The organism is Pseudomonas sp. LARHCG127 (assembly GCF_052871455.1).
Genome location: NZ_JBIXJT010000001.1, coordinates 162,078 through 175,819 on the forward strand (window position 1 = coordinate 162,078; position 13,742 = coordinate 175,819).

General features: G+C 58.4%; 17 protein-coding genes and 1 pseudogene. 5 read left to right on the forward strand and 13 right to left on the reverse strand.

Translation table 11 applies throughout. From position 1 onward, the window contains the following. Nucleotides 1-14 precede the first annotated feature (14 nt). The 13 genes and pseudogenes from ACIPQ1_RS00705 to ACIPQ1_RS00765 all read right to left on the reverse strand — a co-directional run bounded on the left by ACIPQ1_RS00705 (nt 15) and on the right by ACIPQ1_RS00765 (nt 6,753). Nucleotides 15-485 carry a phage virion morphogenesis protein gene (locus tag ACIPQ1_RS00705; RefSeq protein ID WP_446533602.1) on the reverse strand — a complete coding sequence of 157 codons (471 nt, stop codon included), beginning with the start codon at nt 483-485 and terminating at the stop codon, nt 15-17. After that, nucleotides 482-958, reverse strand: coding sequence for a phage tail protein (locus tag ACIPQ1_RS00710; protein ID WP_446533382.1), 477 nt, complete (start codon nt 956-958; stop codon nt 482-484). The genes ACIPQ1_RS00705 and ACIPQ1_RS00710 overlap by 4 nt, the downstream gene beginning before the upstream one ends. Next, nucleotides 955-1,143, reverse strand: a pseudogene (lysC, locus tag ACIPQ1_RS00715) (Rz1-like lysis system protein LysC); the annotation flags it as partial. The pseudogene lysC and the gene ACIPQ1_RS00710, both read right to left, overlap by 4 nt. Next, nucleotides 1,055-1,498, reverse strand: a complete 444-nt coding sequence (lysB, locus tag ACIPQ1_RS00720) for an Rz-like lysis system protein LysB (RefSeq protein ID WP_446533383.1) — start codon at nt 1,496-1,498, stop codon at nt 1,055-1,057. The gene lysB and the pseudogene lysC, both read right to left, overlap by 89 nt. Then, a complete protein-coding gene (locus tag ACIPQ1_RS00725) occupies nt 1,495-1,701 on the reverse strand; it encodes a hypothetical protein (RefSeq protein WP_446533384.1) in 207 nt (68 codons plus the stop codon). The genes lysB and ACIPQ1_RS00725 overlap by 4 nt, the downstream gene beginning before the upstream one ends. Next, on the reverse strand, nt 1,698-2,180 hold the full coding sequence (locus tag ACIPQ1_RS00730) for a hypothetical protein (RefSeq protein ID WP_446533385.1): 483 nt from the start codon (nt 2,178-2,180) through the stop codon (nt 1,698-1,700). Before ACIPQ1_RS00730 ends, ACIPQ1_RS00725 begins: the two co-directional genes overlap by 4 nt. Further along, nucleotides 2,177-3,019, reverse strand: a complete 843-nt coding sequence (locus ACIPQ1_RS00735) for an N-acetylmuramidase domain-containing protein (RefSeq protein ID WP_446533386.1) — start codon at nt 3,017-3,019, stop codon at nt 2,177-2,179. Before ACIPQ1_RS00735 ends, ACIPQ1_RS00730 begins: the two co-directional genes overlap by 4 nt. Next, nucleotides 3,016-3,339, reverse strand: coding sequence for a phage holin, lambda family (locus ACIPQ1_RS00740; protein WP_172436079.1), 324 nt, complete (start codon nt 3,337-3,339; stop codon nt 3,016-3,018). Before ACIPQ1_RS00740 ends, ACIPQ1_RS00735 begins: the two co-directional genes overlap by 4 nt. A gap of 45 nt (nt 3,340-3,384) precedes the next feature. Then, nucleotides 3,385-3,597 (reverse strand): tail protein X, encoded by a 213-nt coding sequence (locus tag ACIPQ1_RS00745; protein ID WP_446533387.1) that lies wholly within the window; start codon nt 3,595-3,597, stop codon nt 3,385-3,387. After that, a complete protein-coding gene (locus tag ACIPQ1_RS00750; protein ID WP_027912633.1) occupies nt 3,597-4,058 on the reverse strand; it encodes a head completion/stabilization protein in 462 nt (153 codons plus the stop codon). The genes ACIPQ1_RS00745 and ACIPQ1_RS00750 overlap by 1 nt, the downstream gene beginning before the upstream one ends. A gap of 104 nt (nt 4,059-4,162) precedes the next feature. Continuing rightward, entirely contained in the window at nt 4,163-4,861 is a 699-nt protein-coding gene (locus ACIPQ1_RS00755; protein ID WP_027912632.1) for a phage terminase small subunit, read from the reverse strand. A 10-nt stretch (nt 4,862-4,871) separates the two neighbouring features. Next, complete coding sequence (locus tag ACIPQ1_RS00760; RefSeq protein WP_027912631.1) at nt 4,872-5,879, reverse strand: phage major capsid protein, P2 family; 1,008 nt, start codon at nt 5,877-5,879, stop codon at nt 4,872-4,874. 43 nt (nt 5,880-5,922) lie between these two features. Next, the gene (locus ACIPQ1_RS00765; protein WP_027912630.1) at nt 5,923-6,753 is read right to left on the reverse strand and encodes a GPO family capsid scaffolding protein; all 831 of its coding nucleotides are present in this window, start codon (nt 6,751-6,753) and stop codon (nt 5,923-5,925) included. Between the two features lie 167 nt (nt 6,754-6,920). On the opposite strand from ACIPQ1_RS00765, the gene ACIPQ1_RS00770 reads away from it, so the two are divergent. From ACIPQ1_RS00770 to umuC, 5 genes are all read left to right on the forward strand, one after another. Then, nucleotides 6,921-8,681, forward strand: coding sequence for a terminase ATPase subunit family protein (locus ACIPQ1_RS00770; protein ID WP_446533603.1), 1,761 nt, complete (start codon nt 6,921-6,923; stop codon nt 8,679-8,681). Beyond that, nucleotides 8,678-9,703, forward strand: coding sequence for a phage portal protein (locus ACIPQ1_RS00775; protein WP_446533388.1), 1,026 nt, complete (start codon nt 8,678-8,680; stop codon nt 9,701-9,703). The genes ACIPQ1_RS00770 and ACIPQ1_RS00775 overlap by 4 nt, the downstream gene beginning before the upstream one ends. A gap of 78 nt (nt 9,704-9,781) precedes the next feature. After that, nucleotides 9,782-11,107 carry an ApeA N-terminal domain 1-containing protein gene (locus ACIPQ1_RS00780; protein WP_446533389.1) on the forward strand — a complete coding sequence of 442 codons (1,326 nt, stop codon included), beginning with the start codon at nt 9,782-9,784 and terminating at the stop codon, nt 11,105-11,107. 169 nt (nt 11,108-11,276) lie between these two features. Continuing rightward, nucleotides 11,277-11,702: a LexA family protein gene (locus tag ACIPQ1_RS00785; protein ID WP_446533390.1), complete on the forward strand. Its 426-nt coding sequence runs from the start codon at nt 11,277-11,279 to the stop codon at nt 11,700-11,702. Then, complete coding sequence (gene umuC, locus ACIPQ1_RS00790) at nt 11,695-12,972, forward strand: translesion error-prone DNA polymerase V subunit UmuC (RefSeq protein ID WP_446533391.1); 1,278 nt, start codon at nt 11,695-11,697, stop codon at nt 12,970-12,972. Before ACIPQ1_RS00785 ends, umuC begins: the two co-directional genes overlap by 8 nt. Nucleotides 12,973-13,742 lie beyond the last annotated feature (770 nt).

The following is a 13,742-nucleotide window of genomic DNA, read 5'->3' on the forward strand; positions in this document are numbered from 1 at the left end:
TGTGGTAGGTGTCGCTAGATTACCTTTTGCTGGCTGAAATAGGCTAGCAAGCCATCGCGAATCAGATCTACGTCGGCATCGGTAAAACCTAGTACTTCCCTCTTGTCATAACGCACCTCAGGCGCACCATTTTCTGCCCTGTCCTTTAATCCGTATTGGTGGACCCGGGCGATGCGTGCAATGCGTCCTGCGAAACCTATCCTGACTGCGTTGCCGTCAGCTTGAAGCTTCAAAAAGTTCGCCGTGCGTAGCTTCCGAAACATCTGGACCTTCCGCTTCATTCGGCCTTGCTTCCCCCGCAGATTGCGCTGTTTTCGCGACGCGTACTTGCTCCCGTCCGGGTTACGCTGGGCGATGATCCGCTGTTGCTGGCTGCGCCGCAGGGCCTGGCCGATGCTGCGGGCGAGTTTGTTGCGCGATGCCGGTTCCAGTTGTCCCAGCAGGCCGGCGGCCCAATCCTCCAGCGTTTCCAATCGGTTGGTCACTTCGGCACGACCCATTCACTGCCGGTGCCTTGGGCACCAGGTATCCACGCCGGGTCAAGGAATGCGGCGACCTGCTTAGGTTCACCTGGATGGTGGACGGTGGTATTGCCGTCGGCGTCTTTCCCCACAACCACACGCTCGGTCAGCGGCAGTGTCAGGCTCAGGTCCACCTTGCTGTTGTCCAGGATGTCGGCCTCGAACTGGATGCCCTCTGCGGACTTGTTCAGGTTCTCCAGCAGCTCGGACTGGTTCACGCTCAACCAGCCCAGTAACGGCAACATGACGCTGTCGGGGTGACCGGCGTAGTCGGTGAGGATGACCTGTAAATCAAAGCTGTATTCGAACGACAGCGAGGCAGCCGCGGTGCAGCGGATTTTACCGTTGTCGATGAAGATCAGCAGCCGGTCGGGGTTGTGCTTGAGTTCGGCCACTGTGCTCAGCAGATGGGCCCGCAGGCTTTCGGGTTTGTTCATGGGGCCGCCTGTTGATGGTTGAACACCATGTCTACCTGGCCGGCGCATTCAGCCCATGCAGCTTCGACGCGGTCCTGGTCGGTGAGCTGATCGCCGTTATTGAGTGGGCTTGTCGCCGGCAGGGTGCAAGGCACCACGGCCGGACAACCACTGACGATAAGCGTCGGCGCCGGTGAGGGCGGGGCGCTCGCGCAGCCGGCGAGCAAGGTCAGGCAAAGGCTGGTCAGCCCAGTTGCGAAGGTCTTCGTTTTCACGTTTCAGCGCCTCGATGGTTTGCTCGCGCTTTGCCAGGCCCTGGCGTAGCTGGTCCTGCTGGGTCCGTAGGGCGGCTTGGGCAACGCGTTCGGCGTTCAGGGTGGTTTGCAGCGTGCCGACCGTGGTGCGCAGCCTGTCAGCTTCAGCGCGTGCGGTTTTGGTGTCCTTCTCCGCCAGCTCGGTGTTCTTCTCGGCTACGGTGAGGCGCTGTTCCTGGCCCCAGATCAGCAGAGCCAGGGCGCCCAGCAGGGCGATGCCGTACAGCGCCTGGCGCAGGGTGCTCATGCGCGGTACCAGCCCAGTTTGTTCATGCCGCCGACGTCCAACAGCTCCACTGGACCTCGCACGATGCCGACCCGGCAACCGGGGGTCATGTAGGCCAGGGCTTCGCACAGCAATTCCATATAGGCTTGCTCGGTATTTTCGGGCACCACCAGCAAGTTGCCGTCCTGCACGTTCAACTGTTGCACGCGTTCAAGGTCGATCATTTTAGGAACTCTCCAAGGTAGAGCAGCCGGAATTCTTCGGGGCTGTACGAAGCGCGGGTCTCTTTGAGAATGTCGGACAAATCGACCGGCCAGGTATATCGACAGAACTGTCGGTCGTTGGCTTCGATCAGTCCTAAAAGGAGATCGTTTTCTGCTGTTTGCTCGCCCAAGGTTCGTAGGAATTTCGGTGTGGTTGCGTAGTAGGCGCCGGCATGGATTTTGGTGGAGTCGAGCCAGTCAAATTCGTCGTAAAACCAGATAACACCCTCATCGTCTTCTCTGCACGGCACCTCTTCGTCATTTCCCCAAATGAATGCGCCAGGCAGGCGGTGGCGGATATCTTCGACCGAACCCTGCAAGGTGACGAAACACACCCTTTTGCCTGCCGCAAGACAAGATTTTGCGTGTCGAACAAGTCGTTCGGTTTTCCCCGTTTGCCTTGGACTGATTTCAAGGTAAGCGATTCGAGAGGGAATCATGCCGCCACCGCCTGGCCGCAGCCGCACTCAGCGTGCCGCTCATAGGCGCGCTGGAGCTTGATGTCGTACAGGTTCCGCTGGTAATCCGGGCCGTTGTAGAGCTTGGCAAATTCGGCCCATTTACGGCCTTTCAAGGCCTTGTGCAGCACCGAGTCGGTCTGGATGAAACGCACGAAGGCGGCGAACTGCTGAGACTCGCCTGCACTCATGTCCTCGACCAGCGCTTGCACGCTGGCATAGCCCAGGCGCTGCCAGTGAAAGCCCATGATCTGGAACGCGCCCCAGGAAGCGGATTCCAGCGCGGCGGTGTCGTCGATCAGGCGCGCATGGCCCAGGCGTTGATGCTCAGCAGTGCCGCCGGCATAGCCGCCGGACTTCGGATTGACGATGGCCGGATTGGCGGCGGCCAGTTGGTCGGCTTGGCGCTTGAGTTCGTCGGGGTTGTCGCCTTCGTGGCGCGGCGTCGCGAGCTGGCGGTACATGATGTGCCGTTCGAACAGAATCACCGGCTTGTCATTCGCCAAGAAGCCCTTGCCCTTGGATTCAACCTCGTTGACGGCATAGACGCTTGCCAGTGGCACGTCGAGGATCTGCGCGGCCTGCACCAGGTCCTCGTTTTTCAGCAGGAACTGACAGTCACCGCCGACCAGACTGGCCTGGGTCTTTTCGCCGGCAACGCCATCGGCGACCAAACCGACTTTCAACTGATATGCCCTTACGGCCGCTTCAGTGGAATCGCCATAGTCGCCGTCCACCACCAGCCTGGCGCCGTGGTCGTTCAGGTTCTTTTGCAGGATGCGCACCGCTTGCGAGCGGTCGCCGTGGCGAAGCGTCGTCATAGCTGTTCTACCTTGCGAGTGAAAAATTTCTTGGCAGCGGCGCGAGTCCCCTCAACCCCAAGCAAACCGATTACCCCACCGAAGAACGGTGCGGTTGAGACGGGGATGCCGAGCAGCGCCAGGCCATGACTGGCGGCCAGTGCCAAGGCACCACAAAGGGGGGCCTCGACGGCCATCCGCCGCAAGGTGCCGCCGCCATACATGATCCGTAGCGCTGCGATGGTCAGACCCAGGATCCCCGCATAAAGGGCAGGCCAGTTTTGTTCGAGCCAGGCGGCGAGCCAGGCCCAGGTGTCGGGACGTTCAGGCATGCGCTTCATTCCGTAATCCAGGGTTGGTGGGTTCGTGGGCTCGTTGCAGGTTGATCAGTCCCATAGGTTCACCATCTGCCGCTGTGGCGCGGCCGTCTGGGCTTCGGGCATCTGCACGGCCAGGCCTTGGGGCAGGATCGGCCCGTAGTCGGCCAGGCCGGGGTTGGCTTCGAGTACCGCTTCGGTTACGCCAGCGGTGCGGCCGTAGTGACGCCAGCACAACGCGTCAACGGTGTCGTTTTGAAAGGCTTGGACGGTGACAGGCATCAAATCAGCTCCACGGTGGTGCGGTTGATGCCGAGGAAGTCACGCACGGCCCAGCGCAGGTCGCGGCGGTAATCGTCGATATTTGGCGTGAGGTCTTCGGCGTTCTGATTGCCGCTGTTGGTGCTGTCGTAGGAGCGGTAACGCTCACACACTTCGGCGCCGGTGGCGGCTTCGATGGCGCGGCGGTAGAGGTGCACCAGGACAGATACGTCGTTGATTTTTTCGCCGGGAACGTCTGCCAGTTCGGCATGGCCTGCGGCCTGCTGGATGGCGCGCCATCCGCTCAGCTCACGGTTGACGCTGATGGCGGCGGCAACGGCGGCGGTTTCCAAACGTGGCACGGTGACGCTGGCATCGATCCGCAGGGTGGCTCGCAGCTCGTCGAGATCAATCGAGGGCCAGAAGGCGTCGGTGTTGATATGGCCGCTGGCGACGGGGCCGCTGGCTACGAATCCGCTCATGGGACAGCACTCAAAAATAGGTCGCCGGTGGTCGGGGCTTCACGTTCAGGAGGAGCGGCCTGGCCGATCCGCCCCGAGCCGGCGGGGTGCGTGGGGACGCTCGGTTAGCCGGCAGGGCCGGCAATTTTGTTGAGCAGGCGTTCGGCCCGCTCCAGATCTTTCTTGCCACCGCAGGCGTCATGCAGGGCGATGGCTTTTTTCAGCAGATCCACACCGGCCTGGAGCTGGCCGGGTTGTCCTGGGGTCTCTTCGGTGATGCCCTCCAGCGTGGCGCGGCCCATGGCGAGAAACAGCTTGGCGCGGGCCTGGTCGGGCATGTCTTCGGCGTCGGTGAGTTCGGCGGTGCGGTGCAGGATCGCCAGGTCGAACGGTTCGCCAACCTTCTGAGCTTTGAAGGCTGCCGTGGCGACTTCCTCGGCGACCAGGCAGCCCAAGGTGCGGGCGAAGCGGTCGGGCATGACCATCTTGTGTTCCAGCACGTAGGTCGCGATGTCGAGCCCACCGGTGAAGTCGCCGGCATCGAAGCGCCAGACCATGACGGTGGTCAGTACCTCGTCCTGCGCGCCCTGGCCGCCTTCCAGCACACCTTGTACGTAGGATTCATAGCTCGGCAGCAACTGGCGCTTGAGTTCGGCCTTGCCTTGGTTGGACTGGACTTGTTTCAGGCGCAGGCGGTCTTGCAGCAGTTGGTTGAGCTGGTGTTCGTAGGCTGTAGCGCCGGCCATGGTTTGGGTGGGTTCGGTCGCGGCCGCCTCAATGGCGGCAGTGACACGTTCAAAGTGGCGGCGGCAGGGGTTGGTCATGATGGCCGCCTCAGTTCAGGGTGATGTTTTCGGCCATGGCCGCGCAGCCCAGGTCTTCGATGACGTAGCTTTCGTTCACCGATTCGTAGTTCTCGATGCGGTCGCGCTTGGCGTTGTCCACAACGGTGCGGCGGCGGGTACCTTCCTGCCAGTACAGCGACAGGTTATCCAGGCGGGTCACCAGCAGGCCGTTGGCCGGGAAGTGCGGCACGCGTACCGCTGGCAGGTTGCCGAGCCGTTTTTGACTGGTGACGATGTCGGCCGCCAGCATTTCGGTCGGCGCCTGGACCTTGTTGATGATCGGGAAATACTTGTCGGCCAGCAGTTGGCGACCGCAGATGACCACCAGTTCGGTGTCCTCCTGATACCAGGGCTCGATGAACTCGTTGACCATGCTGACGACCAGAGCGTCGATGTTTTCGAAGTCCTTGCCGGCGCCGATTTCGATTTTGCCGCTACCGGCCACCACCTCCTCCAGAACACGGGCAGGGTTCTCCAGGCGCATTTTCTGAAGCCAGCCGATGTTGACGTCCTGCAACAGCGGGTTGGTGAGCGGGTTGGATGTAGCGGCACGGCTGATCCCGTTCCAGCCAATCATGATCCGGTTGAGGGCCTGGGCTTTGATGATGGCGTCGCGGATGCGTGCTTGGAAGTCCTTGAACTTGGCCCACTGGTCCAGCTTCTGATAGCGCAGGCCGGTATCGAAGTTGGTTTGGGTGCAGTTGTACCCACGGTCGTCCAGGCCGCTCGGGTCGCGGGGCTCGCGGTCTTTGACGGTGGTGTCGGTGGTGCTGGCAATGGTGCCATCGATGCCGATGCCAATTTTTTCACCCGATTGTTCCTGTACGCCATAGACGTTGATGGCGCTGAGGAAGGTGCTTGATTCCTGAATGCGGGTTTCCAAGGTCTGGGCAACGCTTGGGTCCGCTGTGAATTTGGTGGTGACGTCAGTCACCCCATGCAGTTGCGCCAGTTGTTGCAGGTAGGCGTTGAACAGTACTCGGGTGTCGTTACGCATGTTGATCGTCCTTCATGATTCGGGGCTGTGGTTGGGCTGACTGTCAGCAGTCGGTCACGACCAGGTCATTGCCGCCGGTTACAGGCGGGCGCGTTTTCTGGCTGTGGTCCTGGGTGGTGGAGAGCTTGTTTTTCAGCTCTGTGAGTTCCGTGCTGACCTGGTCGAGCTGGGTTTTCAGCCCCGCCGAGAATTTCTTTTCGGCGGCCAGTTGGTCGGGTAGATCCTTGACGTGTTCGGCGATGGCTTCGACGGCTTCGCCGATCTGGGCGAACTCGGTATCGTCCTTGGCCTGCTTGCCGGTCAGCAGCGCTTGCACCTTGTTAAACAACTGGGCGCCGATGCTGGGCTTCTCTTCGATTTCCTCGAACTTCAACTCGGTTTCCACCGCCTCGGTAAACATCGACGTTGCCGAGTAGTGGCGATCCTTGAAGGGGCTGGCGTCCGGTTTCTGGGCTGAGAACGCCAGGACGTCGGTGCCCAGGCTGGCGGGCGAGTCAGTGACCGCCAGGCCGACGATGTAGGCTTCGCCGGTGTCGGCAAAGCTGTCGTCGATTTCGATGGAGGTGTAAATCTTCTGTTTCGCCTTGTTCATGGCGATCAGCTCAGGGGTGGGCTCGACCTGGGCGAACAGGGCCAGTTTTTTCTGGCCGTTGATGTCCACCTCTTCGGTTTTCACTGCCAGGACATCGCCGTAGGCCTTGAACGGGCTATCGGGCAACAGGCTGCGGAAATGCTCCAGCCAAATACGGGCGCCGTAGGTGGACGGGTTGAAGTTCTTGGCGGCCTGTTCCAGCCAGCTGCGTTTGATGGTGCGCTTGTCCGAAGTAGCGCCCTCGACGGCGACGCGGAACCAGTTGCTGCGAAACTTCTTCATGCCGGGAATCCTCAGTGCGTGGGGCGCCTGCTGGGTTGAGCAGTGCGTTGCAATGAGGGGCATGGTCGTCACGGGCGCGAGCGGCGGCAACGAGGCGGGACTGTAGGCGGGGAGGGTACAAGGGGCGGCGCTATTGAGTCGTCGCCATGGGCGGCAGCATCTCGGCCATGACGACGACCTGCCTGCTGCCTATCGATCCCCGACGCCAATCCAAGTTCCTGTACTGGATGGGTTGGCGCATCTGCGAGATTGCCGAGGCTACGGGCGAAAAGGAAAAAACGCTACACAGCTGGAAGGCCCGCGACGAGTGGGACCGGGCCGACAATGTCGAACGCATCGGCGGCGCCCTGGAGGCGCGCTTGGTGCAGTTGATCCTCAAGGACAACAAGACCGGCGGCGATTTCAAGGAGATCGATCTGCTGCACCGGCAGCTTGAGCGCCAGGCCCGCATTCAGCGATTCCAGGGCGGCGGCACTGAAACCGACCTTAACCCGAACCTCGCCAAGCGCAACGAGGGACCGAAGAAAAAATCCCCGAAGAACGACATCAACGAAGACCAGATCGAGCTGCTGCGCGAGGCGTTCATCGACGGCTGTTTCGACTATCAAAAAGACTGGTACCGGGCCGGCAACCAGCGCACCCGGGTCATCCTAAAGAGTCGGCAGATCGGCGCCACGTACTACTTCGCCCGCGAGGCGTTTATCGACGCCCTGGACACCGGTCGCAACCAGATTTTCCTGTCGGCTTCGAAGAACCAGGCCTACCTGTTCCGTGGCTACATTCAGGCCTTCGCCCGGGAAGTGATCGGCGTTGAGCTGACCGGTGACCCGATTGTGCTGCCCAACGGCGCCGAGCTGTTTTTCCTCGGGACCAACGCCCGCACCGCCCAGGGTTATCACGGCAACTTCTACTTCGATGAGTTCTTCTGGACGTTCAAGTTCGAGGAGTTGAATAAGGTCGCCTCGGGCATGGCGATGCACAAGAAGTGGCGCAAAACCTACTTTTCCACGCCGTCGAGCATGGCCCACGAGGCGTACACCTTCTGGACCGGTGAGCGCTTCAACAAGGGCAAACCCGCCGCGCAGCACACCAAGGTGGACGTGACCCACGGCGCGCTCCAGCAGGGCCGGTTTTGTGAGGACCGGCTGTGGCGCCAGATCGTCACCATCCTCGATGCCGAACGCGGCGGGTGCGATCTGTTCGACATCGAAGAGCTACGCAGGGAGTACAGCCCCGAGGCCTTCGCCAACCTGCTGATGTGCGAATTCGTTGATGACGGCGCGAGCATCTTCCCGCTGTCGGTGTTGCAGTCCTGCATGGTCGATAGCTGGGTGGAGTGGGCCGAGGACTACAAACCTTTCGCCATGCGCCCGTTCGGCGACCGTCAGGTATGGGTCGGCTATGACCCGGCCGAGACGGGCGATTGTTCCGGCCTGGTGGTGGTCGCGCCGCCCCTGGTGCCCGGCGGCAAATTCCGCGTGCTCGAGCGCCACCAATTTCGCGGCATGGACTTCGCCGCCCAGGCCGCCGCCATCAAGGGCGTGTGCGACCGCTACTGGGTCACCTACATCGGTATCGATGTCACCGGCCTGGGCAGCGGCGTGGCCCAGCTGGTGCGCCAGTTCTTCCCGGCCGTGACCACCTTCAGCTACTCGCCCGAGGTGAAAACCCGCCTGGTGCTAAAGGCCTACGACGTGATCCACAAGGGCCGGCTGGAGTTCGACGCCGGCTGGACCGACATGGCCCAGTCGCTCATGGCGATTCGCAAAACCATCACCGCAGGCGGTCGCCAGTTCACCTACACCGCCGGCCGCAACGACAACACCGGCCATGCCGACCTGGCCTGGGCGCTCTTCCACGCATTGCAGAACGAACCGCTCGAAGGGCAGACCGCTGCCAATACCGGGCGTATGGAGATTTTCACATGACCGAACAACTCGCCAGCCAAGAGCTACTGCCGGCCACCCTCGACGCCGCCAGTGCGGGTACCCAGGTGTTCAGCTTTGGGGATCCGACGCCGGTGCTGGGTGGAAGGGAAGTGTTTGATTATCTGGAGTGCTGGTTCAACGGACGGTGGTATGAGCCGCCGTTGTCGCTTAATGGCCTGGCCCGGTCTGTGGGAGCGAGCGTGCATCTGCATTCGGGGTTGATGTTCAAGCGCAACCTGCTGAGCAAAACGTTTATCCCGCATCCGATGCTGTCCCGGGCGGCTTTTGAACAGTTCGCTCTAGACTTCCTGTGCCTGGGCAATGGATATCTGGAAAAGCGCCGTTCGGTGCTGGGCAGCACCAGGCAACTGGTGCCGTCGTTGGCGAAGTACATGCGGGTGGGGCCGGAGGGGCAGTTCTACCAGGTGCAGGGCTGGAAGAACGAGCACGCGTTTGAGCCGGGGAGCATTTTTCATCTGCGCGAGGCGGATTTGCATCAGGAGATTTATGGGTTGCCGGAGTGGATCAGTGCTTTGCAGTCGGCGTTGCTGAACGAGTCGGCGACGCTGTTCCGGCGTAAGTATTACGAGAACGGGAGCCATGCGGGGTTCATTCTGTACATGACCGACGCAGCGCAGACTGAGGCGGATATTGATGCGTTGCGTAAGGCGCTGAAAGAGTCCAAGGGACCAGGGAATTTTCGCAACCTGTTTGTTTACTCGCCCACGGGCAAGAAGGACGGGATTCAGCTAATCCCTGTCAGCGAGGTGGCTGCCAAGGATGAATTCAATTCGATCAAGAATCAGACCCGCGATGATGTGCTGGCGAGCCTGCGTATTCCGCCGCAGTTGATGGGGATCGTGCCGCAGAATGCGGGTGGGTTTGGATCTATCAAGGAGGCGGCGCAGATCTATGCGGCCAATGAGCTGGAGCCTATACAGGCACGAATGACCCAGCTGAACCAATGGATTGGCGAGGACGTTTTACGCTTTACATCTTATGTGGCTGGAGACGAATCTTAACCACCTTTTGCTTTGCCCAAAATGCCTGCCGATTTGTTACTCTTCCTAAACGCGGTCAGCATACCAAAAGGGAATTATATGCGTGAATTATTCGAATCGAAACAGTGGGTGGGTGAGTTTTTTACCGATAATAACTTCGATAATAGGTTCGGTGGTAGGGTGGTTTACACCCCGGAAGATGGTGTAGTGCTGGAATATTGGGTCGCGTCGAAGGAGCTTCCAGTGGATTCCAAAGTAGTACATGGTGTCCTTGAGAGTGGTGAGAAATGCAGTCTAATCGGTGACTTCTCTGTAACGCAGTCGTCAATAAGTTTCAAGGGTGGGTTAACCATGCGAACAGGTAAAGTTGGATTTGCCTGTATGTTCGTAAACGATTTTATCAGTGAGGATGAGCTTTTCTATGATTTTGACTTCTCATTAACCAATTTGCAGGAATTTTTTTTTCCAAAAGGTTTTAAGGAGCTTGTTAAATTTTCAGATAAGCCGTTGAAGGTAATAAAGACTTCGTTTGGCGAGGTTAAGGTTACTAATAACGCGAATTTTGGTTCCCTGCATAACGATATAACCAAGCAAATATATAGCTGGGACAAGGACGCGCTTCAAGATCTTCAAAACGCTTTTGATAAAGTGAAAGTAGAAAATCCGACCGCAAGATTTATGCTCAAAAAGGATATTGAATACCGCCTCTCGATTCATGTCGAAGGTGGCGCTGATTACAATAAAGTTTTCGAGTATATTACCGCTTTGGCCGACTTATTTGCAATATTGATCTATAGTCCCGTCCACCCTGAAAGTATTAGCGTTGATAAGGAGACTCCCGGCGATAAGGGAGCCCGAAGCCTTGCTTTTTTTCCATCTAATACGTTGAGTTCAAAAACTCTCATGCTTAGCTCTCAACAGGCCTCGCACTTTCACCTACCTATTACAGATAACAAAATCGATTTAGAGCTATTGATCGGCAAGTGGTTGGAATATCCTGACCGATTTTCTACGATTCTGTCCTGTATACAGACAGAGACGGGATCCAGATACCTTCATTCATTGCACGGAGAACTCGTGTTGTACGCGACTCAGCTAGAGTCAATTAGCTACGATGATAAAATAAAAGAGAAAAAATATGAATATCCGTTAGTTGAGTACGGTGCAAGCGTTATTCTAATGGGGGTTCAAAAGGTATTCAGTAAATATGGGCGGTCTGATATCGGCGGGGCGATATCCGATTTGCGGAACGAGATTGCACATGTAGGTCGGCCCAAGGATTTAATGAAGAGAATGGTAATGGAAGATCTAATATTGCTTTCGCAATATATGGAACTTACGATTATAGGCTTTGTGCTGCGGAAAATAGGGGTTGATCCTGCTCTAGTGCAACGTTATCAGAAAGAGTTTTGTCCGATCTTATAACGTGAAGCCCCCGTTACGTCCACTCTGGGCGTCGTGGCCCTCCCTCCGCATCGATCAGCTTCCCCCGCGCATAGCTGTCCCGCCTGTCAGATTTTTCCTATACAAAATTGACCGCGAAACCTGTACAAAGTTAACTGTATGTCCGTACAGTATTTTGGAAGCGTGCGTCATGAGCTTTTCAATTCTAGGCCTTATTGCCGAGGGTGGCTTGAGGCTACCCTTGTGTTCGTTTCGAGTGCCCGCCGGGTTTCCATCTCCGGCAGCGGATCACATCGAAGCGCACATCTCATTGGATGAGGTTCTGAACATTCGCGCCCCGCATGTCTACCTGGTCTCAATCGCTGGGGAGAGCATGCAAGGCGCTGGTATTTTTGAAGGCGATCTCGCGGTGGTGGACCGCGCTTTGGAGCCTGCGCACGGTCACATCGTCGTAGCGCTGCTGAACAACGAGCCCGTATGCAAGCGGCTTTGCATTCGCGGCAGGGAGGTGATTCTCCTTTCGGAGAACCCAAAGTATCCACCGAGGTACGTGCTTGAGGGCGACGAACTGGTGATCTGGGGCGTCATTACATGCAGCGTGCGCAGCCATGCCTAAACCCCAGCCAGTTTTCGCCCTGATCGACTGCAACAGCTTCTATGCCAGTTGCGAGCGCGTGTTTCGACCCGACCTGGCCCGCGTGCCCATTGTGGTGCTGAGCAACAACGACGGCTGCGTGATCGCCCGCAGTTACGACGCCAAGCCCTATGTGAAGATGGGCGAACCGTATTTCCAGATCAAGCACAAGCTGCACAAGCACGGCATCGTCCCGTTCTCGTCGAATTACGCGCTCTACGGCGACATGAGCGAGCGGGTCATGACACTCATTGAATCAATGGTGCCTGCCGTCGAGGTCTACAGCATCGACGAAGCCTTTGCCGACATGACCGGCATCGACGGCCGGGATGCCCTCGGGCGGAAGATCCGCAGCCAGGTGCTGCGCTGCACCGGCATACCGGTCGGGGTGGGGATCGCCCACACCAAAACTCTGGCAAAGCTGGCAAACCACACCGCCAAACGGCTCCAGGTGGAAACCGGCGGTGTGGTCGATATCTGCGACCCGTTCAAACGTGACTGGGTTCTGCGCAACACCGACGTGTCCGAGGTCTGGGGCGTCGGTCGCAAGATGAAACTTCACCTGGACGCCATGGGCATCAAGACCGCAATGGACCTGGCGAAGGCCGACCCGTGGACGCTACGCAAGAAGTTCAGCGTGGTGATCGAGAAGACTGCCCGGGAGCTGGCCGGCACGCCGTGCCTGGAGCTGGACGAGCCGGACCCACCGAAGCAGGAAATCTGCTGTAGTCGGATGTTCGGGAAGCGGCTGACAGACCTGGCCCCTATCAAGGAAGCGGTGGCTACCTACATGATGCGTGCTTCGGAAAAGCTCAGGGCGCAGCAGTCGCTGTGCAAGAAGATCCGCGTCAGCATCCGCACCGGCATGTTCAACCCGGAGGAGGCGAAGTACGCCAATGGTGTGCTGATCGACATGCCGTACCCCACTGATGATGTGCGGCTGCTGACCAAGGCAGCAGTGGACGCGCTCGACCGCGTGTTTCGGCCGGGCTTCAAGTACAGCAAGGCTGAGGTGCTGTTGATGAACCTATGTCAGCAGGGGGAGTACACCGACGACCTGTTTGCCACCTCCCAACCAGCCGACGCTACGAAGTTGATGGCGGTGCTGGACCAGATCAACGGGCGATGGGGTAGAGGGACACTCCGATCAGCCAGCGTGCCCGTCAACCCTGATTGGGGCATGCGGCGGGAGATGATGAGCCAGAGCTACACCACCAGGCTAGACCAGCTGTGGCAGGTGCACTGTCGATGACCTGCTAACCCCATGAGCCGCCCGCCGAGGCGGCTTTTTTTCGCCCCCAAGAAATCGCACCGAAATGGGGCGCTATCGGCGGGCAGTGGCGTGCTGCAAACCTGGCGCGCGCCGTCGTCCCCCCACCGCGCCTGCGGGCTAAATAGGCCTTTTTTTCCTCACTTCTGCACCCCCGTTGAAATCAAACCCGCTGGGCGCTAGCAGAGTTAATCCAAGCTATCGAATACCTGCGGATCCCTGCGAAGGTGGGTTTCTTTCGCAGTACTCATACGCATGCACAGACGTACGGATTTCGGAGGCGGCGCGGGAAAAGGGTTAGGTTTTTTTTGAAAGGGGTGCTTTGAACCGGAGCGCCCCTATTTGCTGGGCTTGAGACCTAACTTTGATAGGTTAGATTGGGTTAGGTTAAAGGTTAGTGTTTTGTAAGTGGCTGTTTTTAAAGGAGTTTAATAATTTAATATTTAACATCAATAGAGGTTAGGAAATTACCAAAGCTAACCAAAAGCTAACCTTGGCGAACCTTTCGCAATGCCTTATCAGACAAGGCTTTTAAGGCGATCGGCAAAAAACTAACCCTCCTAACCTCTTTCCCGTGGGTCAACATAAAAACGCCAGACAGACCTAGCGGGCAGCGTCTGAAACTATGCACAAGGATGTGCAATCCACGCGCTATCAGCTCACGCAGCGTCAGTCGCTGGCGACTCCTGCCCGTTTCCAAGGGGGGTAATCAAACCGCAGCGGGTGTTTGATCTTTCGGAAGGTTGAGTTGT

What these genes read in the sequence shown, in the direction of transcription:
- ACIPQ1_RS00710 (WP_446533382.1), bottom strand. Translation starts at nt 958, where the DNA reads ATGAACAAACCCGAAAGCCTGCGGGCCCATCTGCTGAGCACAGTGGCC.
- lysB (WP_446533383.1), bottom strand. Translation starts at nt 1,498, where the DNA reads ATGAGCACCCTGCGCCAGGCGCTGTACGGCATCGCCCTGCTGGGCGCC.
- ACIPQ1_RS00725 (WP_446533384.1), bottom strand. Translation starts at nt 1,701, where the DNA reads ATGATCGACCTTGAACGCGTGCAACAGTTGAACGTGCAGGACGGCAAC.
- ACIPQ1_RS00730 (WP_446533385.1), bottom strand. Translation starts at nt 2,180, where the DNA reads ATGATTCCCTCTCGAATCGCTTACCTTGAAATCAGTCCAAGGCAAACG.
- ACIPQ1_RS00735 (WP_446533386.1), bottom strand. Translation starts at nt 3,019, where the DNA reads ATGACGACGCTTCGCCACGGCGACCGCTCGCAAGCGGTGCGCATCCTG.
- ACIPQ1_RS00740 (WP_172436079.1), bottom strand. Translation starts at nt 3,339, where the DNA reads ATGAAGCGCATGCCTGAACGTCCCGACACCTGGGCCTGGCTCGCCGCC.
- ACIPQ1_RS00745 (WP_446533387.1), bottom strand. Translation starts at nt 3,597, where the DNA reads ATGCCTGTCACCGTCCAAGCCTTTCAAAACGACACCGTTGACGCGTTG.
- ACIPQ1_RS00750 (WP_027912633.1), bottom strand. Translation starts at nt 4,058, where the DNA reads ATGAGCGGATTCGTAGCCAGCGGCCCCGTCGCCAGCGGCCATATCAAC.
- ACIPQ1_RS00755 (WP_027912632.1), bottom strand. Translation starts at nt 4,861, where the DNA reads ATGACCAACCCCTGCCGCCGCCACTTTGAACGTGTCACTGCCGCCATT.
- ACIPQ1_RS00760 (WP_027912631.1), bottom strand. Translation starts at nt 5,879, where the DNA reads ATGCGTAACGACACCCGAGTACTGTTCAACGCCTACCTGCAACAACTG.
- ACIPQ1_RS00765 (WP_027912630.1), bottom strand. Translation starts at nt 6,753, where the DNA reads ATGAAGAAGTTTCGCAGCAACTGGTTCCGCGTCGCCGTCGAGGGCGCT.
- ACIPQ1_RS00770 (WP_446533603.1), top strand. Translation starts at nt 6,921, where the DNA reads ATGACGACGACCTGCCTGCTGCCTATCGATCCCCGACGCCAATCCAAG.
- ACIPQ1_RS00775 (WP_446533388.1), top strand. Translation starts at nt 8,678, where the DNA reads ATGACCGAACAACTCGCCAGCCAAGAGCTACTGCCGGCCACCCTCGAC.
- ACIPQ1_RS00780 (WP_446533389.1), top strand. Translation starts at nt 9,782, where the DNA reads ATGCGTGAATTATTCGAATCGAAACAGTGGGTGGGTGAGTTTTTTACC.
- ACIPQ1_RS00785 (WP_446533390.1), top strand. Translation starts at nt 11,277, where the DNA reads ATGAGCTTTTCAATTCTAGGCCTTATTGCCGAGGGTGGCTTGAGGCTA.
- umuC (WP_446533391.1), top strand. Translation starts at nt 11,695, where the DNA reads ATGCCTAAACCCCAGCCAGTTTTCGCCCTGATCGACTGCAACAGCTTC.